Origin of the sequence: Paeniglutamicibacter sp. NPDC012692 (assembly GCF_042901625.1) — a bacterium.
In the GTDB taxonomy this organism is placed as follows: domain Bacteria; phylum Actinomycetota; class Actinomycetes; order Actinomycetales; family Micrococcaceae; genus Paeniglutamicibacter.
In genome coordinates this window covers 95,380-119,555 of the sequence record NZ_JBIBDE010000003.1, presented here as the reverse complement: position 1 = coordinate 119,555, position 24,176 = coordinate 95,380, and the positions used below count along the sequence as shown (strand labels likewise).

Below are 24,176 nucleotides of genomic sequence, written 5' to 3'. Positions count from 1 at the left end.
GTGTCCTGTTCGGAGGTTGCCGAGGCGCCCTTCCAAACGCTTGGATATCCAAGTATATTTGCGAGTGACGTGAATCACTAGGGCTTCCTACTAATTGCTTTCCGTGCGAAAGGCAGCAATGACAATTACCGAAGACTTCCGCGCCGCACGCGACCAGCTACTTGGGTTGCGCACCAACTACGAGCAGGCCCGCACGGAATTCCGTTGGCCCAGTTTCACCGAGTTCAACTTCGGCCTCGACTGGTTTGATGCGGTCGCCGCCGATCCGGCACGGGCCGACACCAACGCACTCGTCATCGTCGAAAAAGACGGAAGCTCAACGCGGCGGACCTGGGCCGAACTCTCCGCGCGTTCGAACCAGCTCGCCAACTGGATGCGGTCGATCGGCATGGCCCGCGGCGAGAAAATCATCGTCATGCTCGGAAACCGCGTGGAGCTGTGGGAAATCATGCTGGCCGGAATCAAGCTGGGCATGGTCATGATTCCCACCACCACGCAGATGGCCCGATCGGACCTGCAGGACCGGGTCGACCGCGGAGACGCCCGCTGGGTCTTTGCCGGGGCATCGGATGCGGCGAAATTCGACGACGTCGCGGGCGACTTCCGGATCGTGCACGTCGACGGGGGCGCCCCGGAAGCCGGGTTCAACTTCCCCGACAGCCACCGGGCGGCCGTCGAGTTCACCCCCGGGGCACCCACACTGGCCGACGAAACCCTGCTGCTGTACTTCACCTCAGGGACCACCTCAAAGGCCAAGCTCGTCGAGCACACCCACACCTCCTACCCGGTCGGGCACCTGAGCACCATGTTCTGGATCGGGCTGGAACCCGGCGACGTGCACCTCAATGTCGCCTCCCCGGGATGGGCCAAGCATGCCTGGAGCAACTTCTTCGCCCCGTGGATCGCCGAGGCAACGGTCTTCCTCTACAACTACGACCGCTTCGATGCCAGGGCACTCATGGCCCAGATGGATGCCGAGTCCGTCACCAGCTTCTGCGCCCCTCCCACCGTGTGGCGAATGCTCATCCAGGCCGACCTGACCGCCCTGAAGAACCCGCCCGCCAAGCTGGTTTCGGCGGGAGAGCCGCTGAACTCAGAGGTCATCGACCAGGTCCACCGCGCCTGGGGGCAGACGATCCGCGACGGGTTCGGCCAGACCGAGTCCACCGTCCAGACGGCCAACCCGCCCGGCCTGCCCATCAAGATCGGCGCCATGGGCAGGCCGATGCCCGGCTACGACGTGGTCCTGGTGGACGCGAACACCGGCGAGGAAGGGAACGAAGGCGAAATATGCCTGCGCCTGGATCCGCGCCCGCTGGGACTCCTGAAGTCCTACTACGGCGACCCGGAAAAGACCGCCGACGCCTTCAGGGGCGGTTACTATCACACCGGCGACATGGCGGAAAAGGACGAACAGGGAATCATCACCTACGTGGGCCGCGGGGACGACGTCTTCAAGTCCAGCGACTACCGGCTGAGCCCGTTCGAGCTGGAATCGGTGCTCATCCAGCACCCGGCGGTGGCCGAGGCGGCGGTCGTCCCGTCCCCGGATCCATTGAAGCTCTCGGTGCCCAAGGCCTTCGTGGTGACGGCCGAGGGCTACGAACCGTCCGCCGACCTGGCCGAAAGCATCCTGCGCCACTGCAGGGAACACCTGGCGCCGTTCAAACGGATCCGCCGGCTCGAGTTTGCGCAGCTTCCCAAGACGATTTCCGGCAAGATCCGCCGCGTGGAATTGCGTCGCAGCGAGGAAGCGCGGCACGGGGCCGACTCACCGGAAGACTTCCCGGGGATCGAGTACGACGAAAGCGACTTCCCGTCACTAAAGTCCTAGCCGCAATCTGTTTCGATAAACTTGGGCAACACTTTCACCCCGGAGGGAACATGAGCCAGCCGTTACCGCGCGACCCCATCCTGGACGCCCAGCTCAACTGGGAACGTCGCGGGTGGGGCGACGTCGCAGAACCCATGGCGGCGATCACCGCGCTGATGCGCACGCAACAGATCATCCTGCAGCGCGCCGAAGTGGTGCTCAGGCCCTTCGGGCTGACGTTCGCCCGCTACGAGCTATTGGCCCTGCTGAGCTTTGCCAGGGACGGCTCGCTGGCCATGAACAAGGCCAGCGCATTGCTCCAGGTCCATGCGACGTCGGTGACCAACGCGGTGGACCGGCTGGAAAGCGCCGGGCTCGTGGCCCGCACCAAGCACCCCACCGACAAGCGCACCACGCTGATCGCCCTGTCGGACAAGGGCCGGGAGCTGGCCGCCGCGGCCACCGAGGAACTCAACGGCCGCGTCTTTGCCGACTCCGGATTCTCGGACCGGGACATCGGAACGCTGATCCGCATCTTCGCGAAGTTCCGCCGCGACGCGGGCGACTTCGGCCAGCCCGGGGAAACCGCCGAGGCCTAGTCCCTGCAGCCGCAGACGCCCCCATTCCGCTTCCACGCCGCGGCCCAGACCCGCATCCACACAACTCAGCGACGCAATTCGACGCGCCGAGAAACACCACATCCACCACCTTCCGTGATGGTGCTCACATACTTTTACATAGGACATCCCATGTCGTATGTCCTGATCGAATCAGCCCCAAGATGATTCTGTGTGAAAGGAATCCGCACACCATGACACATTCCACCCATCGTTCGCGCGCGTCCCGGAAGGCCGCCTGGCTCGGCTCGCTGGCCGCGCTCAGCCTGATCGTCCCGGTGTCGACCGCCGGCGCGGCGTTTGCCTCGACGGCCATCCCCGGCGCCGACCCCACGGCCGCCCCGGGAAGCTTCGCCGAGCAGAACCTCGCCGCCGATCGCACCGCAAACAATTGGTTCTACCGCATCCCCGCACTCGCCCACCTGGGCGACGGCGTGGTGCTGTCGTCCTGGGACGCGCGTCCCGGCGGCGCCGGCGATGCCCCGAACCCCAACACCATCGTGCAGCGTCGCAGCACCGACAACGGCAAGACCTGGGGCCCGATGACCACCATCGCCGCGGGCCACATCGCCGACGCCAGCGGGCCCAAGTACGGCTACTCCGACCCCAGCTACGTGGTCGATGCCGAGTCCGGCAAGGTCTTCAACTTCTTCGTCTACTCGAAGGACCAGGGCTTCCACGGCAGCGCCTGGGGCAACGACGACGCCAACCGCCAGGTCATCAGCGCCGCGGTCGTCGAATCGACCGACGGCGGCCTCGCCTGGAGCGAACCGCGGCTGATCACCGACGTCGCGAAGCCGGGCTCCGGCTCCACGCCCACCGTCGGCGCCGTGCGCAGCATGTTCGCCACCTCGGGCCAGGGCATCCAGCTCACCCGCGGCGCCCACGCGGGCCGACTCATCCAGCAATACACGGGCGACGTGCAGCTGGCCAACGGCTCGCGCACCTACCAGTCCTACTCCGTGTACTCGGATGACCACGGGGCCACGTGGCAGCGCGGCCAGTTCACCGGCAGCGCCATGGACGAGAACAAGGTCGTGGAACTCTCCGACGGACGCGTCATGCTCAACTCCCGCGATTCGGGCAACGGCGGCTACCGCAAGGTCGCCATCTCCAGCAACGGCGGCGAAAGCTACTCGGAGGTCAAGCAGGACATGAACCTGCCCGATCCCACCAACAACGCCCACATCACCCAGTTGGTCCCGGGTGCCGCGGCCGGCAGCAAGGACGCCAAGAAGCTGCTCTACACCGGCGCCAACTCGCAGACCGGACGCGAAAACGTCTCGGCCCGCGTCTCCTGCGACGACGGCGCCAGCTGGCCCGGCCTGCGCACCATCCGCCACGGCTTCTCCGCCTACTCCTCGTCCACGGCCCTGGCCGACGGCAAGTTCGGCGTGCTCTACGAGGGCAACTACACCGACTCCATGCCGTTCGCATCCTTCGACGAAGAATGGCTGAACTACGTCTGCGCGCCGCAATCCTCCAAGGACTTCGCCGCCGACGCCGGTGCCGTGCACAAGCTCTCGGTGACCATCACCAACCAGGAAGACACCGCGCTGAACGGCGCGCTCACGCTGGCCGCCAGCCAGAAGTTCGCCTCCAACACCGTCGACATCGCCAACCTGCCGGCCGGCGAATCCCGCACCGTCGAACTCGACGTCAAGGTTCCCGTCACGGCCAACGGCAAGTACCTGCTGCAGACGATCTTCACCGCGGCCGACGGCACCACCGCCCAGGGCAACCTGCGCGCCACCATCGCCGGCAAGGAAGTCACGGGCATCGAGGTCTCGGGCAACCGCACCGACACCGCCCGCGACCTGGCCGCCAACCCGTACGCCGCGGGAGACCTGCTGCCGTACGCCTTCAAGGTCACCAGCGCCTCGAACATCAACCAGTGGGTGGTGCCCACCGAGGGCAACTTCGCGCCGTTCGCCGCCAAGCCCGTCGGCGAGGCCAGCCCCGCCGGCAACTGCCGCTACGGCAACCTGGGCGCCGGAACCTCCTACACCTGCTCCACGCCGCGCCACACCGTGACCGCCGCCGAGGTGGCCGACGGCTTCTTCGTCCCCACCACCAAGTGGACGGTCGGCCGCATCAACGCCAACTACGACGTGGTCAACAGCTACGACATCACGGGCGACGAGGTCGACGTGCTGGCACGCGCACCCCGGCTCGAGGCAACGGCCGGAACCCCGTCCCTGCAGGATGTCGATGCCGACTCCTATGCCTCCGTCGGCGACGTCGTGACCCACGTGGTCACCCTGAGGAACGCCGGCAATGTCCGGCTGACCGACGTTTCCGACGCCGAGCTCATCGCCGGCGAACTGGCCGTGGGCTCGTCCGCCGACTACACGGTCAAGCACACCATCACGGCCGACGACCTGGCCGCGGGCACGCTGGCCGGGCGTTCGATCGCGTTCAGCGCCGCCAACGGCGCCACCGCCGTCGAGGCATCGGCCGCACTCGGCGAGTTCAAGCTCCCGGTCGCCCCCGAAGAAACCGCAACCAGCGCCCCGGCCAAGGCCGTGCTCTCGCACAACAACGGGGGCGCCAACGGCCCGACCGACGGCGACTACGAGGTCACCATGGACCTGCGCTCTGGCAGCAACGCAACCAGCTTCACGCTGTTCGAAAACGGCGTGGAGATCGCCACCCGGAAACTCGCCGCCAACACCCCTGCCGCCCAAACTGCAACGGTCGAGGTTTCCGGCAAGCCCGCCGGCACCTACCGCTACCGCGCGGTGCTGGCCAACGCGGCGGGATCCACCAAGACCGCCACGCTGGTCGTGAAGGTCAGGTAGCCACAACACACGCAGCAAAACGAAGCCAGGTGCCGCAGGAGTTCCGACTTCCTGCGGCACCTGGCTCCATGCGTCCGGCTGCCTGTTCCGCCTCCATGAATGCCGGATCGGTGTTGGGCCCGGAATCCGCAGGAATCAACCGGCATCGTCGGCCACTCCCCCGCGCGGGGACCCCGCCGTCCACGCCGTGTGCGGCGGTCGCTCTCCGGCGCGTGATCCGGTCAACTCGTTGCCGCCCCGGCGCCAAACGGCACGGTTCCGGTCAGCTGCAGGGGTGAGAGGGCCAGCGATAGTTCCTCTTCGCTGAGCAACCCCCGCTCCAGCACCAACTCGGTCAGGCTCCGGCTTCCCAGCAATGCTTCCTTGGCCAGGGCCGCCGAACTGGCGTAACCCAGCAGCGGCGTCAGCCCGGTGACCACCGAGAGCGACGTGGACATGGTCCGCTGCAAGAACGCCTCGTTGGCTTCGATGCCGGTGACGCAGTGTTCCCGCAGCATCTTGCAGGCACGGGTCAGCCATTCGGTGGACTCCATCAGGGCATCCACCATGACCGGTTCAAAGGCGTTGAGCTGCAGCTGGCCCGCCTCCACCGCCATGGTGACCGTCATGTCGGCCCCGATGATGCGGAAGGCCACCTGGTTGACGGCCTCGGGAATCACCGGGTTCACCTTGCCTGGCATGATCGACGATCCCGCCTGGCGGGCGGGCAGGACAATCTCGCCGAACCCGCTCTGCGGCCCGGAGGAGAGCAGCCGAAGGTCGTTGCAGATCTTGGAAAGCTTCACTGCCGCACGCTTGAGCAATCCCGAGAGCAGCAGGAAAACGCCGGTGTCCGACGTGGCCTCAACCATGTTTGCAGCCGGCTTCAGGTCCAAGCCGGTGATGTCCGCCAGCTCGTCCACGACGGTTGCGCGATAGTGGAGCGGGGCGGTGATCCCGGTCCCGATCGCGGTGGCACCCAGGTTGACTTCGCCCAGATGGGGGCGCATTTCGGCCAGCCTGGCGGAGTCTTCACGCAGGGTTTCGGCAAAGGCCCCGAACTCCTGCCCCAGGGTCATCGGGACGGCATCCTGGAGCTGGGTGCGCCCGACCTTGAGGATCCCGGAGAACTCCATGCCCTTCGCCGCGAAGGCGTCGATGAGCAGCGAGTGCTCGGCGATCAGGACATCCAGTGAACGCCGCAGGGCGATCTTCACGGCGGTCGGGTAGGTGTCGTTCGTGCTCTGGCTTCGGTTCACGTGGTCGATGGGATCCAAGGCGGCGTAGTCGCCGCGTTCCCTGCCCATGAGTTCGAGTGCGCGGTTGGCAATCACCTCGTTGGCATTCATGTTGGTGCTGGTGCCGGCCCCGCCCTGGATCCGGTCGACGACGAACTGGTCGTCCAGCTCCCCGTTCATGACGGCAAGCGCGGCTTCCTGGATCCTGGCCGAGCGCTCCGGGTCCAGCAGGCCGGCCGACTCGTTGGCCCGGGCCGCGGCCATCTTGACGGCACCCAGGGCCCACACCAGTTCCCGCAGGCTGCCGATCGGACGCCCGCTCAGCGGGAAGTTGTTGACGGCCCGCAGGGTGCTGATCCCCCAGTATGCGGAGCACGGCACCTGGGCCGAGCCCAGGGAGTCGGTTTCGGTGCGGGTCCGGGCACCCGAGGTGTCCGTCATTTCCATGGTTCTGCTCCCTGCTCGGTGGTGGCGTGGGGTTCATCCCCGGCGGTGGCCGAGAAATAGTCAAGGGCCGTCAAGGCGAGCGCCGCGGCACCGTCATGAATGGCCCGCGCGGCCGCATCCCCGACGCAATGCTCGGCAAAGGCCTTCTGGTGGTTGGACGCCGGGTAGCAGCCCAGGCCGATGTACGGGTGGATGGCGGGCACCAGCTGGGAGACATTGCCCATGTCGGTCGAGGCCCTGTTCATGGTGGCGTGTTCGGCGGGGGCATCGAAGCGGCGGCCCAGCGATTCGGCATGCCGGACATAGAGTGCAAGCGCGCGGGCGTCGGTGCGGAACTCGGAGTAGGGCTCGGATTCGGGTTCCCATTCGAGCTCGGCACCGGTGGCCAGTGCGCCGGCCTGGAAGCACCTGTGGACTTTCTCTTCCAGGACGCCCAGTTCCTGCAGCGTCTCGGCGCGGACGTACCAACGCCCCTGCGTGTGTTCCGGGATCGCATTGGGGGCTTCTCCGCCATGGGTCTGGATGCCGTGGACCCGCGTGCCGCTCCCGAGCTGCTGGCGCAGGAGACCGAGAGCGACCTGTGCAACCACAAAGGCGTCGTTGGCGTTGATGCCCTGTTCGGGGTAGGCGGCAGCGTGCGCCGCCTTGCCCCGGTATGACACCTTGTGGTGCCCGACCGCGAAGGGCCGGGCCTGCGCGGAATCGACCGGACCGGGATGCGCCATGAGGGCCAGGCCCAGTCCGACGAACGCCCCCTTCTTGATCATTTCGATCTTCCCGCCGCCGCCCTCCTCCGCGGGGGTCCCGTACACCTCGATGGTCAGGTCCAGTTCGTCGGCGAATCCTGCCAGTGCCACCGCGGCGCCGCACGAGATGGCCGTGATCAGGTTGTGTCCGCAGGCATGGCCCAAGCCGGGGAGCGCATCGTATTCGGCGCAAAATCCGATGCGGCGCGTGCCGCTGCCCGCAACGGCACGCAGGGCGGTGGGAAACCCGAGGTAGCCGCGTTCGACGGTGAATCCGGCCGATTCAAGGTACTCGGCCGTCCAGGCCGCGGCTCGGTGTTCCTGCCACCCGAGCTCGGGGTGTGCGTGGATGGATTCCGACAACTCGATGAGTCCGGCCATGCCTGCCCGGACGCCGTCCAGGATCCGCGCCCGATGCGTGGAAGCAGCTGCGGCGGCTTCGCCGACGGGGGTGCCCGTGGCCTGGCTAGTCATGGGAGAGCACCGCCGTCGCGTCGATTTCCACGAGCCATTCGGGGCGGGCCAGCGCGGTGACGACCAGGCCGGTGGAGACCGGGAAGACGCCCTTGAGCCAGCGGCCCATCGTCCGGTACACGGTTTCGCGGTAGCGCGGGTCGATGAGGTAGACGGTCACCTTGACGATGTCCTCCATGGTTCCTCCGACTTCCTCGAGCAGCATCTTGATGTTGGCCATGGCCTTTTCGGTCTGCGCCTCCACGTCGCCGATGCCCACCGATTCGCGGGTGTCCAGGTCCTGTCCGATCTGTCCGCGCAGGTACACGACCCCGCCGGCAACGACCGCCTGGCAGAGGTCGTTGTCCAGGTTCTGCTCGGGGTAGGTGTCCTTCGTGTTGAAGGTCCGGATGCGGGTGTGTTTCATTTTCCTGCCGCCTTTCCGGCCATCGGGCCGCGGGACCCGGCCGGGTCCGGCGGGGACGCCGGGTGCGCCGCCGGCCCCGTGGCCTGCCCGCCGTTGGCGCACGCCTTGCGCCCGGCCCGGATCGATACCCGGCATTCATCACCACTGCGAAACACAAAAACCACCTTCCGGACGTTCCCGTCCGCCACTCATGGGGCGGGCCCCACCCGCCGGATGTCCTTCAGGTGGGTGGGGCCCGTTTCTATTGATCGTGCGCGAACACGCGATTCCGGTTTCCCGGTTCGGCGCCGCCTATTGGTCCCCGGGAACCCCGTAGCTCGGCGCCAGGTCCGGGTCGATGGCCCGGGTCCGGTAGGCCTCCTTTTCGGGTGCCCACCGCTCCCACAGCCGTGCCAGCTCGGCGATGGGGTCCTCGTCGTCCCAGTCCACCCGCAGGTCGGTGGGCGCCCAGTCGTGGCGATCCACCACCACCAGGCCGGCCGAGTGCACCGGGCCCTCCTCGCCGCCGGCGGCCTGCCCGGCGGCCAGGCCGTCAAGCAGCCGGCGCTCGAAGGACTCGGCGGTGGAGTTCTGGTAACCGTCCATGATGGCCTGGGGCACCTGCTCGTCGCTGAGCAGGTTTCCGGCCGCGACCGCGCCGTCCTGTTCCACGGTGCGGTGGGTTCCCAGGGTTCCCGCCCCCGAGAACGTCGCGGTGTTTCCGCGGGCATCGACCACCGAAAGCTGGCGGAAGTCGATGTGGTCGGCGCTGCCGGTGACCCGGGCCAACGCCTCGACGGCATCGACGCCGGAGGCCAGCTCGGCCAGGATCTTGGCACCGAGGCCGGGGTCCGTGACGTTCTGGGAAGCGACCCCGCCGATTCCGGCCCGCAAATGGACGCAGCGCGCCGCAACCGCCGGGCTGGAGGAGGTGACAACCATGCCGAAAGCACCGGTCCGGGGATCTTTGGCGACAAGTGAAAATGTCATTTCCGTTTCTTCTCCTTGGCGTTGAGGGGTTGGATGCTCAGGCGGCTCATTTCGAGGCCACCTTCCCGTCCATCTGGCTGCGGTTCGCGGTCCCCAGCACCTGGCCGCCGAGCACGTTCTCGGACAGGCCGGCGGCCTTCCGGACCAGGTCCAACGGACCGTCGAAGTCGAAGTTCCGGTAGATGGCGCCGAGCTGCGCGAACGGCGGGGACTGCGCGAACAGCTGGAAGGTGAGCCGGTGCCCGGCATAGTCGCTGTTGAGCAGGTCGCGGGCGAAGGCCAACAGCTTGCGCCGGTCGTCGGCAATCCAGTTCTCGTTGACGTTGTAGTACTTTTCCATCCAGTCCTTGGTGTCCGGGTGGGAGAACGCCCCGGAATCCGGGGTGATGCAGATCTGCCCGCCGCACAGTTCCCGGGCGATGTGCATCATGGCCGGCAGCTGCGACAGCGCGGTGACCCGCCCGGTGTACAGCAGCGACTGGTTGGGCATCAGCAGTCCGCCGGGGCTCGGCTCGGCCATCGCGATCGACGCAGTCAGGTGCGCATTGATGTTTTCGCGGTAGCAAGCCAGCTGGGCCAGCTTTTCCTGGACGGCCTGCTGCTTCTCCAAACCCGTCTGCTTCACATTCCACAACGCCGCCCCGATCATCAGATCGGCCAGGTGCTGGGTGCGCTGCACGAACGGGAACGCCGAATAGCGGTGCAGCGTGGAACGGATGAAGGACGCCGCCTTGGTGTGGCGGTAGAAGAGCACGTTCTCCCAGGGAATCTCAACGTTGTCGAAGATCACCAGCGACTCGACCTCGTCCACCGAGTTCGACAACGGATAGTCCGCCGCCGAGGCGCGGCCGGCGAATCCGGTGCGGGAGATGAACTTCAGCCCCGGGCTGCCCAGGTCGGCGATGAATCCCACCGCGTACTCGGAGAGCTCGCTGTTGCCCCAGTTGGCGATGGTCGGCTTGGTGAACGCCTGGTTCGCATAGGCGGCCGCCGTCTCGTACTTGGCCCCACGAACCACGATCCCGTTGTCGGTCTCCTTGACCACATGCAGGAGCATGTCCGGGTCTTGGTCCTGCGGCGCCTTGGAACGGTCCCCCTTCGGGTCGGTGTTCGCCGAAATATGGAATGTGTCGGCGGATATCGAGTGCTGGATGTGCCGACGGATATTCTCCGAGAAACGCGGGTCCACCTCGTTAAGCACGTCCTGGCCGTCGAAGAGCGACCACATCTCGCCGATCGTCTCATCGCCCACGCGGGTGACCACGCCACCGGATTCGCGCTGCACCGCATCGACCGCACGGCGTTTGTCCCACCAGTCTTCCTGGGTTCGCGGCAGCCGGTTCCCGATCGCGTTCAGCTCTCCGGATTCCCCGTCCGCATACGTCATCACCGCCTGCGTCGATTCGTCGTGCGCCATGTCGTAAATCCGTGCCCGCCGATCAACGATCGGCTTGAACATCGGATGCGTCGTGACGTCCTTGACCTGCTCGCCATCGACATAGACCTTGCGTCCATCCCGGATCGAATCCCGGTATTCCTCACCACTGCGAAGCACAACAGCCACCTTCCAATCGTTGAAAAAGAGTTTTAGCGGACCGGGCCGGAGCCCGGGTAGTCATCGAACTGGGACGGGGGTACCGGGAGCGGCTTGCCGTACGTGCGGGCATGGTAGGTCAGCGGTTCCCCGGGCTGTCCGCCGGCATGGAGCACATTGCCGAAGTAGATGAAATGCGAACCGCATTCCACGACCTGACGCACGCTGCAGTCGAAAATGGCCAGGGCGTCCTCAACAGCCGGGCTCCCGGAGGGGAGGCTGACCCACTTTCCGCAGGTGAAGTCCCAGCGTTCCTTGCCCGGCCAGGGCCGGCCTGCGAACGTGTCTGCGACGTGGTCGTGCTGGACTCCCAGGACCGACACCGAGAAGACGCCGTGGCGGGCAATGGCCTCGTTCAGGGGACTCTTCCTGTGCACGCAGACCAGCAAGCTTTCGGGGTCGGCTGAGACCGAGCACATGGCACTCACCGTCTGGGCCAAACGGCCCGCGGGCCCATCGGTACCGACAACGGTGACGCCTGTTGCCGTGCGTCCCATGGCCTCGACAAAGAGCGTGCGCAGATCCTTCTGCCCGACAGCCTCTCCCGCGGCACTGTCCACCATGCTGGCGTCAGTTGATGCAGCCATCTTCTGCCTCCTGGTTCATCCGGCGTTCGCCGGTACGTTCGCTAATACGAACCAGTCTGTGAGACAGCACTCAATAGAACAATCAGATTCTTCAGTCTCTATCCATCGGTAAAACAGAAACCAAGTCAGGACTCCAAGTAGCCCCCGCCCTTCCAGGCACTGAGCTGCTGGCATAGCTCCTCGACAAAGGCCCGCGCACGCCGGGTGGGCCGCGCCCTGGTCAGCCGGGAGGTGGCGATCTCCAGGGGGCTGATGTCTTCGGCCAGCTCACACACGGAGAACACCTTGCCTTCGTAGCTCATGGAGATGTCGGTGCGCTGGCTCAGGATCGAGTACCCCAGTCCCCTGGCCACCATGGCCCTGACCATTTCGAAGCTGGTCGTCCTGAACCTGACGCTGGGCTCAAGTCCGGCATGCTGGAAAAGCGACAGGAAATACTCCCCTCCCGGGGGCAAGTCGAAGAGGATCAGCGATTCGGTGGCCAACTCGTGCAGGCTCACCTTGCGCCGGTCGGCCAGGCGATGCTCCGGAGGCAACAGGACATAGGGCGCCGAGGCATACACGCGCCGAAGCGTGAATTCATCGGGATGACGCATCTCTTGGATGTCATAGTTGTACACAATCGCCAGGTCGATGGCCCCGCTGCGCAGCGCGTCGGCGAGCGCGGATTGCGACCCTTCAATGAACGAAAGGTCCACCAGGGGGTTCTTCCGAAGGAATCCGTCAATGACCCGCGGAAGCAGGACCGGGGCGAGGGTTGAGTAGCAGCCAATGCGCAGCCGCCCGGAGAGAGAGTCCACATTCGCGCGGGCTGTTTCGCGCATTTCCTCCACGCCGGCAAGCACTCGTCGGCCGTCAGCAAGCGCTTCGCGCCCCGCGGCGGTGAGCGTCATGCCCCGCGGATGGCGCACGAAGAGCTGCGCGCCCAGGGCTTGCTCCAGGTCGGTCAGCGCGGTGGAGACTGCGGACTGGCTGAGGAAAAGCTTGGCCGCCGCACCCGTGACGCTGCCCGCTTCAGCAGCGGCCATCAGGTATTCGATTTGCTTCAGGGTAATGTCCGCCATCTGTTTTTCCGATACCTTTCCCCGTTTTCATGTGATTTACAACACCCTACGCGGTAGCGCATAGTCGTCTCAATGCCCGCGGAAGCCCGCACGGCCAATCACCAGTTGGAGGAGTATCCATGACCACGCCGACGACCGAGTCAACTTCCGAAGATGTTTCAGCGAGGAACCTCGAATTGCTCAGCGAGGTCCTTGCCATCGATTCCACGTGGGGCCGCGAAACGCCGCTGGCCGAATACATGGCCGACAAGATGCGCCAGTGGGGAGTCGACGACGTGCAACTGGTGGAGTCCATGCCGGGTCGCTACTCCGTGGGCGGTCGCATCCGGGGCACCGGCGGCGGGAAGTCGATCCTTTTCAACGGCCACCTGGACACCTACGAGGTATCCCCCGATTGGACCAAGGAGCCCTTCGCGGCCACCGTCGAGGACGGCCGCATCTACGGTGCCGGCATCGCCGACATGAAGGCCGCCACCACCGCCGGCCTGGCGGTCATGCGCGACATCGCCACCTCGGGCCGACGCCCGATGGGCGACGTGGTCTTCCACGGAGTCTCCTGCCACTTCGAAGGCGGCGTGGGCACCCGTTCGCTCCTCGAGGCCGGGTTCACCGCCGACGCCGGCATCTGCGGGGAACCCACCGACAACACCATCGGCACCGTCCACCGCGGAGCCGCCTACTTGAAGGTCACCACGCACGGAAAGCAGGCCCACACCTCGGCCAAGGAGCTGGGGCTCAACGCCATCGAGACGATGGAACCGGTCCTGGCCGGCATGCGCCGCTTCGAAGGCGAGATGCCCTACGAGCCGCACCCGGAACTGCCCGGCGGCCCGAACCTGAACATCGGGACCATCCGTGGCGGCACCAAGCACAACCAGGTGCCCGACCGTTGCGAAATGACCTGTGACATCCGTTTGCTCCCCAGCCAGGACCCCTACGACGTACGCGACCGCGCCGAACGCATGATCGAGGACCTGGCCCTCGAGGATCCGCGGATCAAGGCCACCGTCGAGTTCAGCGAACACTGGCTCACCGGCCCCCGGCTCCCCTACGAAATCGACCCGGAGAGCCCCATCGCGCGTTCCGTCGCCGACGCGGTGAGCAGCATCGGCTCAACCCCCGCCTTCCGCGGCATCCCCTTCTGGACCGACATGGTGCCGCTGGCCCAGGCCGGAATCCCTGCCATCAACATCGGCCCGGGCACCCCTCCCTACAGCTGGGCCGATGAATGGGTCGAACAGTCCAAGTACGACGAGATCATCGCCATCTATTCGGCGCTGGCACACCAGTGGTGCAACCAGCCCCGCTGATCCACCCCCACCCGTTCCTTCCACACACTCGACAAAGCAATCTTGAGGAGATCATCATGGGCAAGACCTTGCGCACCACTCTCGCCGCCGGAACCGCACTGGCAGCCCTTGCGCTCAGCGCCTGCGGCAGCACCACCCCGGCCACCAACGCCGTCGATAACGCAGCCCCCAAGGTTGCCACCAACGTGGCCGGCACGCTGACGATCGGAACCGACCTGACCTATCCGCCGTACGACACCCTGGAGAACGGGAAGCCCGCGGGGTTCGATGTCGAGCTCATGAATGCCCTCGCCGGCAAGCTCGGCGTCAAGGCCAACTTCGTGGACACCCGCTTCGCGCAGATCGTGGCCGGCATCAAGGCCGACCGCTACGACGCAATCGCCTCCACGCTCTACGTCTCGGCGGCACGGGCCAAGGAAGTGGACTTCGTCCCGTACTTCCAGACGGGCAACTCCATCATCAGCCGCGCCGACGGTCCGGCCTACGTCGCGGCGCAGGACCTGTGCGGCAAGTCGGTCGGCGTGGTCACGGCAACCGTGATCGCAAGCATCATGCCGAAGGAGGAATCCGATCTCTGCAAGAAGAACGGAAAGGGCCCCATCACCGTCAAGGAGTTCCCGACCGATCCGGAGGCCACGCAGGCACTGCTCTCCGGCCAGGTCGATGCGCAAATGACCGACGGTGCCGTGGCCAAGGTCGCCGTGGACAAGACCAGCGGCCGCCTGAAGCTGACGAGCACGGAACTGATCTACCCCATTGCCGTCGGAATCGGTGTCCAGAAGGGCGACGCGCAGTTGCAGGAGGCCCTGGAAGGCGCCCTCAAGGAACTCCAGGCCGATGGCAGCTACGACGCATTGCTGGCGAAGTACAACCTTGAGCCGGTCGATCCGACCGTACTCAAGGAATCCCTGAACCGGAAGTAAGGGGGAACCGCCATGAAATTCGATTGGTCCTACACCTTCTCCCTCTTCCTGGACCCCGACCTCTGGAAGGGCGCCGGAATCGTCGTCGCCCTGGCGGTGCTGGCCTGGGCCATCGCCAACGTGGCGGGCATCCTGCTGGCGCTGATGCGCGAATCCCGGACCCGGTCGCTGAACGTGCTGGCCGGACTCTACATCTGGCTCTTCAGGAGCCTGCCGCTATTGGTGCTGCTGGTCTTCGCCTACAACATCCCCCAGGTGTTCCCCGCCTCCCAGGTGATTCTCGGTTCATCCTTCAACGCGGCCCTGATCGCCATGATCCTGCACGAAGCCGCCTACATGGCCGAAATCCACCGCGGCGGGTTGCTCTCGGTGGGCCCGGACCAGCGCGAAGCGGCCAAGGCACTGGGCCTGCGCTACGGACAGTTCCAGCGCCGGATCGTGCTCCCGCAGGCCTTCCGCATCGCGCTCCCCTCGCTGGGAAACGAGTTCGTTTCGATCCTGAAGCTGACGTCGTTGGCCTCGGTGATCTCGCTCCCCGAGATCCTGCTGGTCGGCCAGCGCCTCTACACGCAGAACTTCCTCGTCCTGGAAACCCTCACCGCGGTGGCCGCCTTCTACGTCCTGCTCGTGACCATCTTCGACCAGCTGCGCGGGATCCTTGAGCGCCGCCTTGACGTCACCCGCCGCCACACGGCGTTGGAGAACGTCTCCTCCGACCTGCCGGGCCGTGTCGAGCGGGTTCGCGAACCCCACCCGCACGTCGGCGAGAAGATCGTCGAGGCACGGTCGGTGACCAAGACGTTCGGGGAGAACCAGGTGCTCAAGGGAGTGGACCTGGACGTCCACAAGGGCGAGGTCGTCGTGGTCATCGGGCCCTCGGGGTCCGGCAAGACGACCCTGGTCCGCACCTTGAACCACCTCGAACCGCACGATGGCGGCGTGGTGACGGTCAACGGGGAAACGGTTGGCTACCGCCAGACCGCCGACGGCCGGTCCGTGCCGCGCAGCGATGCGGCCATGGCCGCACAGCGCTCAAACATCGGCATGGTCTTCCAACGCTTCAACCTCTTCCCGCACCTGTCGGTGCTGGAGAACGTCACGCTGGCACCGCAGCAGACCGGGCTCATGGGGAGCGCGGAAGCCAACGAGTACGGGCGCGATCTGCTGGCGCGGGTCGGCCTGGCGCAGCATGCCTCCAAGTATCCGCACCAGCTCTCGGGCGGCCAGCAGCAGCGCGTCGCCATTGCCCGGGCACTGGCCATGAAGCCCTCGGTGATGCTCTTCGACGAGCCCACCAGCGCCCTGGATCCGGAGCTCGTCGCCGAGGTCCTGGAGGTCATCGCCGACCTGGCCAATGAGGGGATGACGATGGTCATCGTGACCCACGAAATGAAGCTGGCCCGCGATGTCGCCGACTGGGTCGTGTTCATGGAAGATGGCCATGTCGTCGATGCCGGTTCACCGGATCGCATCTTCGGGGCCGACGGCAACGAACGAATCCAGCGCTTCGTGCGGCACGTGTCGAACGCGGTCTGACCCCACGGACAGGCGAATCACCGACACGCGAATCACCGACAGGCAGGGTCCCCGGCGTCCGGGGACCCTGCCTGTCATTTTTGTGCCTGTCCCCGGAGCGGCGGCGGACCGGGCCTAGGCCGAGACGAGCTCGGAGGCGCCCAGCACGCCGTCGCGCATGGTGGCGACCTGGTCGGTGAGCGAGATGAATTCGGTGTCGTGGGTGACCATCACGGTGGCCACGGCGAACTCCCGGGTGACCTCGGCCAGCAGGCGCACGATCGATTCGCTGCGTTCGTGGTCGAGGGCGGCCGTCGGCTCGTCGACCAGTAGCACCTTGGGCTGGCCCATCAGCGCACGGGCGATGTTCACGCGCTGGCGCTGTCCGCCGGAGAGCTGGTGCGGGCGCTTCTTGGCGCTGTCGGCGAGCCCGACCACGTCAAGCAGTTCCAGCGCGCGGGCCTTGGCCGCCTTCAGCGGCTTGCCGCGCAGGTGGTCGGAGATCATGAGCTGCTCGGCGGAGGTGAGCGAGGCCAACAGGTTGGGCTGCTGGAAAATGATGCCGACCTTGTCGCGGCGCAGCGTGGTCATTTCCTTGTCGTTCAGGTCGCTGGCGGTGGTGCCGTCGATGATCACCAGCCCGTGGGTGGGACGGATGAGCGTCGCGGCGGCCGCCAGCAGCGAGGACTTGCCGGAGCCCGACGGGCCGATGAGCGAGAGCATCTCGCCCGCGCCGACCGCGAGGTTCACGGAGTCCAGCGCCTTGATGGTTTCCTGGCCGTCCGGGTACTCGAGTGTCACGTCGATCAACTGCAGGGCCTTGGCGCCGGCGCCGGTTCCGGTGGTGGCGGTGTCGCTGGGGTAGGAGGTCATGGTGCGCTGTGTCCTTTCAGACGGGCAGAAATGGGGAGGGCCCTGGGGCCGGGGAGGAGTCGCGGAGATCAGTTTCCGCCGAGGGCGATGAGTGCATCGACCTTGGTCACGCGGGAGACGGCGAGCGCTGCACCGGCCAGGCCCAGCAGGACGACGCCGACGATCGGCACCAGCGTGGTGGCGGGGCTGATCATGAACGGCGCGGCCTTGGCGGCGAAGCTGCCGCCGATGAATCCGATGCCGCCGCCGACGCCCGCGCCCAGCAGCAGCACGATGCCGGCCTGGGTCATGGCGTCGCGGAGCACGTAGTTCCCGGAGGCACCCAGGGCCTTGAGCACCGCGATGTCGCGGGTGCGCTGCACGGTCCAGACCGTCAGGAAGGCCACGATCACCAGGGCGGAGATGCCGTAGAGGAAGGCCTGCATCATCAGCAGCGATCCGTTTTCGCTCTTGTAGGAGCCCAGTGCGGCGAAGGAGCCTGTGCGGGTGGTGCTCACGGTGTTGGCAGCGGCGTTTGCGGCGTCCTGGTCGACCGTTGCGCCCGGTTCGTTGGTCACGGCGATGACGGTGCCGACCTGGGTGGTTTCACCCAGGTGGGCGAGCTTGGCCCAGGAGTCCAGCGACGTGTACACGACCGAGGTGTGCGAGTACCAGGCATCCGCGGCGATCCCGCTGACCTTGAGGTCGACGCCGGCCATGGAAACGGTGTCGCCGACCTTCAGGGACAGGTCCTTGGCCACGGATTCGCCGATGACGGCGTCGCCCTCGGCCACCGGAAGCGGCGCCAGTGCGCTGCCCGCCGGAACACCGAAGACGGCCACGTTGGTGGTTCCGGAGCTGGTGTCGGAGCCGGCGGCACCGCCCTGGAAGCGGGTCTGGCTGATGCCCAGCGGCTCGGCCGAGGCCACGCCCGGCTGCTTCTTCCAGGCGTCGACCTGCGCGTCGGTCACCTGACTTTCGGTGAAGGAGGCCTTGGGGGCGTTGCCCGTGGCCGCGCCGAAGGCGACGTTGTCGACCAGCTGGTTCGCGGAGCCCAGGTTCTTCAGCGCCGAGGTGGACTGGTCGCCGAGGCCGGCGGTCAACCCCGAAAGCATGACGAGCAGGAGGGAGATGAGGGCGACGACCCCGCCCATGAGGGCAAAGCGGCCCTTGGCGAAGCGGATGTCACGGATGGCAAGAAACACGGGGAGAGTTTCACTTTCGGTGGATGATCGGGGCTCCTGCCACAGGCACGATCCCCCTTCTTATCTCCCATCCTCCGTTTTGGGACTCCCCCGCACATCAACCATTTGGTCGATTGGCGTCAACTATTCCGGTTGGTCCCCGCGCACCCAGGACACGTAGCGCCGCAGCGACCGTTCCACGATGGCGTGTGCATCGGCGGGCAGTTCCCCGAACCCAGAATACAGGCGGTCGAACCCCAGGGGCAGCACCGTATCCAGGATGCGTTGGATGGCCCGTTCCGGCAGCGGAATGTTGTTCACGTAGCTGCGCATGGAGTTGGCGGATTGCCTGTCCGCCCCGACCGCGATCGTGTCCCCGGTGAGCAGCACCCCCTTGCCGGCATGTCCCGCGGGCCAGTGGAGCACGCTGCTTCCCGCAAAGTGCCCGCCGCACTGGTACATCACCAGCCCCGGCAACAATTCGATTTCGCCTTCCCAGAGGCGGATCACCTCATCCGGTCTGCGTATCCATTCCCTGTCCGTGCGTGCCACGTAGACGGGCACCCGCCCGAAGCGGTGGCTGTACTGGATCGAGGACCCGGTGAGGTGCGGGTGGCTCGAGGCGATGGCGGCGATCCCCCCGAGTTCCTGGATGCGCCGGGCGCCGGCCTCGTCGATGAATCCCGGTGGCTCGAAAAGCACGTTGCCGTGGGGCGTGCGGACCAGCAGGCCTCGCTGGCCGATGCCCAGTTCCGGTTCCGTGGTGACGGAGTAAAGGTCGGGTTCCAGTTCCGCGACCACCAGGTGGTAGCCGTGTGACTCGAGTTCGTCCCGGGTGGTCCAGGACTGGCCGCTTTTGGGCAGGAACTGGCGTTCGTCGCTGCAGATGGCGCAGCTTTCCGGCGGGCTCGGCGAGTCCGCGTGCTCGATGGCACAGGTGGAACAGCTGAAGATGGTCACGGGGATCCGTTTCTGTCGGTTTGCGGGCGGTCAGCCACATCCTACAAACCTCTACAATGCTTGAGGTCAAGCCGCACCCCGGCGCGCGCGCCACAATTGCTGACACCGGGGGTGCGACTTGGCCCTTTGCAGCGGGTCTAACCCTCCGAACGCTCCCTGATGTCGGTGATGATGCCGGAGAAATCCCGCCCGGCGCCGCCCTCGTCGGCGAACTTCCGGTAGATCTGCGCGGCCAGCGGGCCAAGCTGGGCCGCGACGCCCGCATGTTCCACCGCGTTGAGCGCCAGCCCGAGGTCCTTGGCCATGAGCGCCCCGGCGAAGCCGGGGGTGTAGTCGCGGTTGGCCGGGGAGGTCGGAACCGGTCCGGGGACCGGGCAGTTGGTGGTCACCGACCAGCACTGTCCCGAGGCCGTGGAGATCACGTCGAAGAGGGCCTGGTGGCTCAGGCCGAGTTTCTCGCCGAGCACGAACGCCTCCGCGGCCCCGATCATGGAGATTCCCAGCAGCATGTTGTTGCAGACCTTGGCCGCCTGCCCCGCGCCGTGCCCGCCGCAATGGACGAGCTTCCTGCCCATGACCTCAAGCAGCGGCATGATGTGGGGAAGGTCCGTCTCCTCGGCGCCGATCATGAACGTCAGGGTCCCTGCCTCGGCGCCGACCACGCCGCCGGACACCGGGGCGTCGGCGGAGCGGTGCCCGGCGGCCAGTGCGATTTCCGCGGCCTCGCGGGCCTGGGCCACGTCGATCGTCGAGCAATCCAGGAACATGGTGTTTGCCGGTGCGCTTTCCAGCAGCCCGGGTCCGCCGACCCCGCGGTAGGCATCCAGCAGGATCTCCCCGGACGGGAACATCGTCAGCACGATGTCGGCCCCGGTGACGGCCTCGACGGCCGTGTCAACGCACGGAACCCCGGCGCCGCGTGCGGCCTCCACGGCCGCGGGAACCACGTCGAAACCGACGACGTCGAAACCCGCCTTGATGAGGTTGACGGCCATCGGCTCGCCCATGTGGCCGAGGCCCAGGAATGCGATGCGGCCGGAGTCCGAGGGGCTTGTCTCTGTCATGATGTCCTCCACTTTCAATCGATCGCGTCGCTGAGGGCGCTTGGGCCGAGCTTCAATTCACGTTCGCCGAGCGGCGCAAAGAACCCCGCGACAAGGTCGTCGCCGACCTCCGCCGGCGTTGCCGGTTGCCACGCCGGCGCGTAGTCCTTGTCGATCACCTGGGCCCGAATCCCCTCGGGGAAATCCGCGGATTCCAGGAAGCGCAGGCCGACACGGTATTCCTGCTCGAGCGCGGCCTCCAGCGAGCCCAGCCCGCCGGCACGGCGCAACGACTCGAGGGTGACGGCCAGGGCCGTGGGCGACTTCCCGGCCAGGGTGTCGGCCGTCCGTGCCGCATCGAGGTTTCCCTCCGCGGCCAACTCCCGCAGCCGGGCCACGATGTCCCGGACCCGCGGCCTGCCGTAGGCGTCATCCAACCAGGGCCGCCAGTCTTCCAGCTCAGATTCCGGCACGGGCCGGGTGAAGGCCGGAAGCGCCCGGTCGACGGGGGTGGTTTCGAGGGCCTCGAACAGCTCCGCGGAGCTGTTCGAATCGATGAGGTGCTCCGCCAGCCCCAGGTAGATGGCCTCGGCCGGGCCCAGGTGGGCGCCGGTGAGCGCCGCATGGACGCCGCTTTGGCCGGGCGCCCGGGAGAGCAGGTAGGTTCCCCCGACGTCGGGGACAAAGCCGATCGTCGTTTCCGGCATGCCGCTGCGGGTCCGCTCGGTGACCAGGCGGTGGCTGCCGTGGGCCGAGATCCCCACGCCCCCGCCGAGCACCAGCCCGTCCATGTACGCGATGTAGGGCTTGGGGTAGGAATTGATCAGCGCGTTGAGCCGGTACTCGGCCTCCCAGAATCCGGCGGTTTCGCCGCCGCCGGCAAGCAGGTCGCGGTAGATGGCGACGATGTCCCCGCCGGCGCACAGCCCGCGCTCCCCCGCGCCGCGCACCAGCACCTGGGACACCGACGGGTCTGTCGCCCAGGCCGCGAGCCGCTCGAGCATGGCGTCGACCATGGTCCTGTTCAGGGCGTTCACCGCGCGGGGCCGGTTCAGCGTGACAATGCCCAGGCTGCCGCGCACCTCGAAGATGACTTCAGGTTCGGTCATGGGATCGGTCAGCTTCCGGCCGGCATGATGAAGCTGGCGCCCTCGCGGATGCCCGAGGGCCAGCGCGTCGTGACGGTCTTGGTCTTGGTGTAGAAACGGAATGCGTCGGCGCCGTGCTGGTTCAGGTCCCCGAAGCCGGAGGCCTTCCAGCCGCCGAAGGTGTAGTAGGCGATGGGAACGGGAATGGGGACGTTGACCCCGACCATGCCGACCTGCACCCGCGAGGTGAAGTTCTGAGCGGTGTCGCCGTCGCGGGTGAAGATCGAGACGCCGTTGCCGTACTCGTGCTCGGAGGGGAGCCGCAGCGCCTCCTCGTAGTCCTTGGCCCGGACCACACACAGCACGGGGCCGAAGATTTCCTCCTTGTAGATGCGCATGTCGTCCGTGACGTGGTCGAACAGGGTCGGGCCGACCCAGTAGCCGCCCTCGTGGCCCGGCACGCTCAGCCCGCGGCCATCGACCAGCAGTGAGGCGCCCTCGTCCACGCCCGCCTGGATGTAGCTCTCGATGCGTTCCTTGGCGCTTTGCGCCACGACCGGGCCGAAGTCGGCGTTTTTGTCCATGCCGTCGCCCACCTTCAGGTGTGCGATGCGTTCGGTGAGCTTGGCAACCAGGGCGTCCGCGGTTTCGTCGCCGACCGGGATGGCCACCGAGATCGCCATGCAGCGTTCGCCCGCGGACCCGTAGCCCGCGCCCATCAGGGCGTCGGCGACCATCTCCAGGTCGGCGTCGGGCATGATGACCATGTGGTTCTTGGCCCCGCCGAAGCACTGGGCGCGCTTGCCGTTGGCCGCCGCGGTGGCGTAGATGCTCTGGGCAATGGGCGTGGATCCCACGAAGCCGATGGCCTTGACGCGCGGGTCTTCCAGCAGCGCGTCGACGGCTTCCTTGTCGCCGTTGACGACGTTGAAGATGCCGTCGGGCAGGCCCGCCTCGGTGAAGAGCTCGGCCAGGCGCAACGGTACGGAGGGGTCGCGCTCGGATGGCTTGAGGATGAAGGCGTTGCCGGCGGCGATGGCCGGCCCCGCCTTCCACAGCGGGATCATCGCCGGGAAGTTGAACGGGGTGATCCCGGCAACCACGCCGAGCGGCTGGCGCATGGAATGAATGTCGATGCCGGCGCCGGCGCTGTCGGAGAATTCGCCCTTGAGCAGGTGCGGGGCGGCCGCGCAGAACTCGACGACCTCGAGCCCTCGCTGGATGTCGCCCTTGGAATCGGCGAAGGTCTTGCCGTGTTCGCTGGTGAGCAGGGCGGCGAGCTCGTCCATGTTTTCGTAGACCAGGTCCACGAACTTGTTCAGGATGCGGGCCCGGCGCTGCGGATTGGTGGCCCCCCATTCGACCTGCGCGGCCTCGGCCACCGAGATCGCATGGTGCACCTCCTGCGCGGAGGCGAGGGGAAGCCGCGACTGCACGGCACCGATCGACGGGTTGTAAACGTCCGAGAAACGCCCCGAGGCACCGGTTACGTGGGCACCGCCCACGTAATGAGTAAGTTCACGGGTCATGAGGTTGTTGCTCCTTCGCAAAACTCCTAGCCACAGCCGCGCCTTGTGATGCGCGCCACTCGATAACCAAAAATGTACTCGGACTTCCTACTAAATTGCTAGGTGTTGCCCACCGGTTACGCGTCCCCGCCCGCGGCACTTCGGATCCGGGGAACCGACCGCACGGCAAAGCCGGGCGCGGGAATCGGCTGCGCAAACCTGACCGCCGGAGCCAGAGTTGATAGGTTGGGGAGGTGAAGATTGCTACTTGGAACGTGAATTCCCTTCGTGCCCGCGCCGACCGTGTCGAGGACTGGCTCCGCCGCTCCGACGTCGATGTCCTCGCCATCCAGGAAACCAAATGCAAGGACGAGAATTTCCCGTGGGAATTGTTCGAGAACAACGACTACGAGGTCGCCCACTTCGGCCTTAGCCAGTGGAACGGCGTGGCCATCGCATCCCGGGTAGGCCTCGACGACGTGCAGCGCACCTTCACCGACCAGCCGGCCTTCGGCAAGGGCGGCAAGGATCCCGTCCAGGAGGCCCGCGCCATCGCCGCGACCTGCGGCGGGGTGCGCATCTGGAGCCTCTACGTCCCGAACGGCCGCGCCCTGGAGGACGAACACATGCCCTACAAGCTGGAGTGGCTCGACACCCTGAACAAGCAAGCCGCCGGCTGGATCGCCGAGAATCCGGAGGCCCAGGTCGCCCTGATGGGCGACTGGAACATCGCCCCGCGCGACGAGGACGTCTGGGACATCGACTTCTTCCGCGACAACAACATGACCCACGTTTCGGCCCCGGAACGCGCCGCCTTCGAGGCGTTCATCGAGACCGGATTCACGGACGTGGTGCGCCCGTACACCGACACGCCCAAGACCTACACCTACTGGGACTACACCCAGCTGCGTTTCCCCAAGAACGAGGGCATGCGCATCGACTTCACCCTTGCCTCCCCCGCCCTGGCCGCGCGGGTTACCGGTGCGAGCATCGACCGCGAGGAACGCAAGGGCAAGGGCGCGTCGGACCACACCCCCGTCATTGTGGAGCTGGACTAG

The 24,176-nt window shown here is 66.6% G+C and carries 20 protein-coding genes and 1 pseudogene; 8 read left to right on the top strand and 13 right to left on the bottom strand.

The window, feature by feature from the left end:
• Nucleotides 1-118 precede the first annotated feature (118 nt).
• The 3 genes from ACFY5D_RS12660 to ACFY5D_RS12650 all read left to right on the top strand — a co-directional run bounded on the left by ACFY5D_RS12660 (nucleotide 119) and on the right by ACFY5D_RS12650 (nucleotide 5,231).
• Nucleotides 119-1,834, top strand: coding sequence for an AMP-binding protein (locus ACFY5D_RS12660; protein WP_387530099.1), 1,716 nt, complete (start codon nucleotides 119-121; stop codon nucleotides 1,832-1,834).
• A gap of 50 nt (nucleotides 1,835-1,884) precedes the next feature.
• On the top strand, nucleotides 1,885-2,412 hold the full coding sequence (locus ACFY5D_RS12655) for a MarR family winged helix-turn-helix transcriptional regulator (RefSeq protein ID WP_387530097.1): 528 nt from the start codon (nucleotides 1,885-1,887) through the stop codon (nucleotides 2,410-2,412).
• Between the two features lie 212 nt (nucleotides 2,413-2,624).
• Nucleotides 2,625-5,231, top strand: coding sequence for an exo-alpha-sialidase (locus ACFY5D_RS12650; RefSeq protein WP_387530094.1), 2,607 nt, complete (start codon nucleotides 2,625-2,627; stop codon nucleotides 5,229-5,231).
• Nucleotides 5,232-5,452: 221 nt separating this feature from the next.
• Here ACFY5D_RS12650 and ACFY5D_RS12645 read toward each other — a convergent pair whose 3' ends face one another.
• The 7 genes from ACFY5D_RS12645 to ACFY5D_RS12615 all read right to left on the bottom strand — a co-directional run bounded on the left by ACFY5D_RS12645 (nucleotide 5,453) and on the right by ACFY5D_RS12615 (nucleotide 12,735).
• Nucleotides 5,453-6,889 carry an aspartate ammonia-lyase gene (locus ACFY5D_RS12645; RefSeq protein WP_387531024.1) on the bottom strand — a complete coding sequence of 479 codons (1,437 nt, stop codon included), beginning with the start codon at nucleotides 6,887-6,889 and terminating at the stop codon, nucleotides 5,453-5,455.
• Nucleotides 6,886-8,115 (bottom strand): M20 family metallopeptidase, encoded by a 1,230-nt coding sequence (locus ACFY5D_RS12640; protein WP_387530091.1) that lies wholly within the window; start codon nucleotides 8,113-8,115, stop codon nucleotides 6,886-6,888. Before ACFY5D_RS12640 ends, ACFY5D_RS12645 begins: the two co-directional genes overlap by 4 nt.
• Nucleotides 8,108-8,521: a RidA family protein gene (locus ACFY5D_RS12635; RefSeq protein WP_387530088.1), complete on the bottom strand. Its 414-nt coding sequence runs from the start codon at nucleotides 8,519-8,521 to the stop codon at nucleotides 8,108-8,110. The genes ACFY5D_RS12640 and ACFY5D_RS12635 overlap by 8 nt, the downstream gene beginning before the upstream one ends.
• Nucleotides 8,522-8,812: 291 nt before the next feature.
• Nucleotides 8,813-9,490, bottom strand: coding sequence for a DUF1028 domain-containing protein (locus ACFY5D_RS12630; protein ID WP_387530085.1), 678 nt, complete (start codon nucleotides 9,488-9,490; stop codon nucleotides 8,813-8,815).
• A gap of 46 nt (nucleotides 9,491-9,536) precedes the next feature.
• The gene (locus tag ACFY5D_RS12625) at nucleotides 9,537-11,045 is read right to left on the bottom strand and encodes a 4-hydroxyphenylacetate 3-hydroxylase family protein (RefSeq protein WP_387530082.1); all 1,509 of its coding nucleotides are present in this window, start codon (nucleotides 11,043-11,045) and stop codon (nucleotides 9,537-9,539) included.
• A 32-nt stretch (nucleotides 11,046-11,077) separates the two neighbouring features.
• Nucleotides 11,078-11,671 (bottom strand): flavin reductase family protein, encoded by a 594-nt coding sequence (locus ACFY5D_RS12620; RefSeq protein ID WP_387530079.1) that lies wholly within the window; start codon nucleotides 11,669-11,671, stop codon nucleotides 11,078-11,080.
• 125 nt (nucleotides 11,672-11,796) lie between these two features.
• On the bottom strand, nucleotides 11,797-12,735 hold the full coding sequence (locus ACFY5D_RS12615; protein WP_387530076.1) for a LysR family transcriptional regulator: 939 nt from the start codon (nucleotides 12,733-12,735) through the stop codon (nucleotides 11,797-11,799).
• Between the two features lie 119 nt (nucleotides 12,736-12,854).
• Here ACFY5D_RS12615 and ACFY5D_RS12610 point away from each other — a divergent pair, with 119 nt between their 5' ends.
• The 4 genes and pseudogenes from ACFY5D_RS12610 (at nucleotide 12,855) to ACFY5D_RS12595 (ending at nucleotide 16,504) form a co-directional block, all read left to right on the top strand.
• Nucleotides 12,855-14,045, top strand: a complete 1,191-nt coding sequence (locus ACFY5D_RS12610) for a M20 family metallopeptidase (RefSeq protein ID WP_387530073.1) — start codon at nucleotides 12,855-12,857, stop codon at nucleotides 14,043-14,045.
• 56 nt (nucleotides 14,046-14,101) lie between these two features.
• Nucleotides 14,102-14,968: an ABC transporter substrate-binding protein gene (locus ACFY5D_RS12605; protein WP_387530071.1), complete on the top strand. Its 867-nt coding sequence runs from the start codon at nucleotides 14,102-14,104 to the stop codon at nucleotides 14,966-14,968.
• Nucleotides 14,969-14,980: 12 nt separating this feature from the next.
• Nucleotides 14,981-15,631, top strand: a pseudogene (locus tag ACFY5D_RS12600) (amino acid ABC transporter permease); the annotation flags it as partial.
• Between the two features lie 54 nt (nucleotides 15,632-15,685).
• On the top strand, nucleotides 15,686-16,504 hold the full coding sequence (locus ACFY5D_RS12595) for an amino acid ABC transporter ATP-binding protein (RefSeq protein ID WP_387531021.1): 819 nt from the start codon (nucleotides 15,686-15,688) through the stop codon (nucleotides 16,502-16,504).
• 114 nt (nucleotides 16,505-16,618) lie between these two features.
• Here ACFY5D_RS12595 and ACFY5D_RS12590 read toward each other — a convergent pair whose 3' ends face one another.
• From ACFY5D_RS12590 to ACFY5D_RS12565, 6 genes are all read right to left on the bottom strand, one after another.
• Nucleotides 16,619-17,356 (bottom strand): ABC transporter ATP-binding protein, encoded by a 738-nt coding sequence (locus ACFY5D_RS12590; RefSeq protein WP_387530069.1) that lies wholly within the window; start codon nucleotides 17,354-17,356, stop codon nucleotides 16,619-16,621.
• Nucleotides 17,357-17,424: 68 nt separating this feature from the next.
• Nucleotides 17,425-18,540, bottom strand: coding sequence for an ABC transporter permease (locus ACFY5D_RS12585; RefSeq protein ID WP_387530066.1), 1,116 nt, complete (start codon nucleotides 18,538-18,540; stop codon nucleotides 17,425-17,427).
• A gap of 123 nt (nucleotides 18,541-18,663) precedes the next feature.
• The gene (locus tag ACFY5D_RS12580) at nucleotides 18,664-19,479 is read right to left on the bottom strand and encodes a hydrolase (RefSeq protein WP_387530063.1); all 816 of its coding nucleotides are present in this window, start codon (nucleotides 19,477-19,479) and stop codon (nucleotides 18,664-18,666) included.
• A gap of 137 nt (nucleotides 19,480-19,616) precedes the next feature.
• Nucleotides 19,617-20,543: a 3-hydroxyisobutyrate dehydrogenase gene (gene mmsB / locus ACFY5D_RS12575; protein WP_387530060.1), complete on the bottom strand. Its 927-nt coding sequence runs from the start codon at nucleotides 20,541-20,543 to the stop codon at nucleotides 19,617-19,619.
• Nucleotides 20,544-20,557: 14 nt separating this feature from the next.
• Nucleotides 20,558-21,631: an enoyl-CoA hydratase/isomerase family protein gene (locus ACFY5D_RS12570; protein ID WP_387530057.1), complete on the bottom strand. Its 1,074-nt coding sequence runs from the start codon at nucleotides 21,629-21,631 to the stop codon at nucleotides 20,558-20,560.
• Nucleotides 21,632-21,639: 8 nt separating this feature from the next.
• A complete protein-coding gene (locus tag ACFY5D_RS12565; RefSeq protein ID WP_387530054.1) occupies nucleotides 21,640-23,139 on the bottom strand; it encodes a CoA-acylating methylmalonate-semialdehyde dehydrogenase in 1,500 nt (499 codons plus the stop codon).
• A gap of 233 nt (nucleotides 23,140-23,372) precedes the next feature.
• Between ACFY5D_RS12565 and ACFY5D_RS12560 the strand changes: the two genes are divergently transcribed.
• Nucleotides 23,373-24,176 carry an exodeoxyribonuclease III gene (locus ACFY5D_RS12560; RefSeq protein WP_387530051.1) on the top strand — a complete coding sequence of 268 codons (804 nt, stop codon included), beginning with the start codon at nucleotides 23,373-23,375 and terminating at the stop codon, nucleotides 24,174-24,176.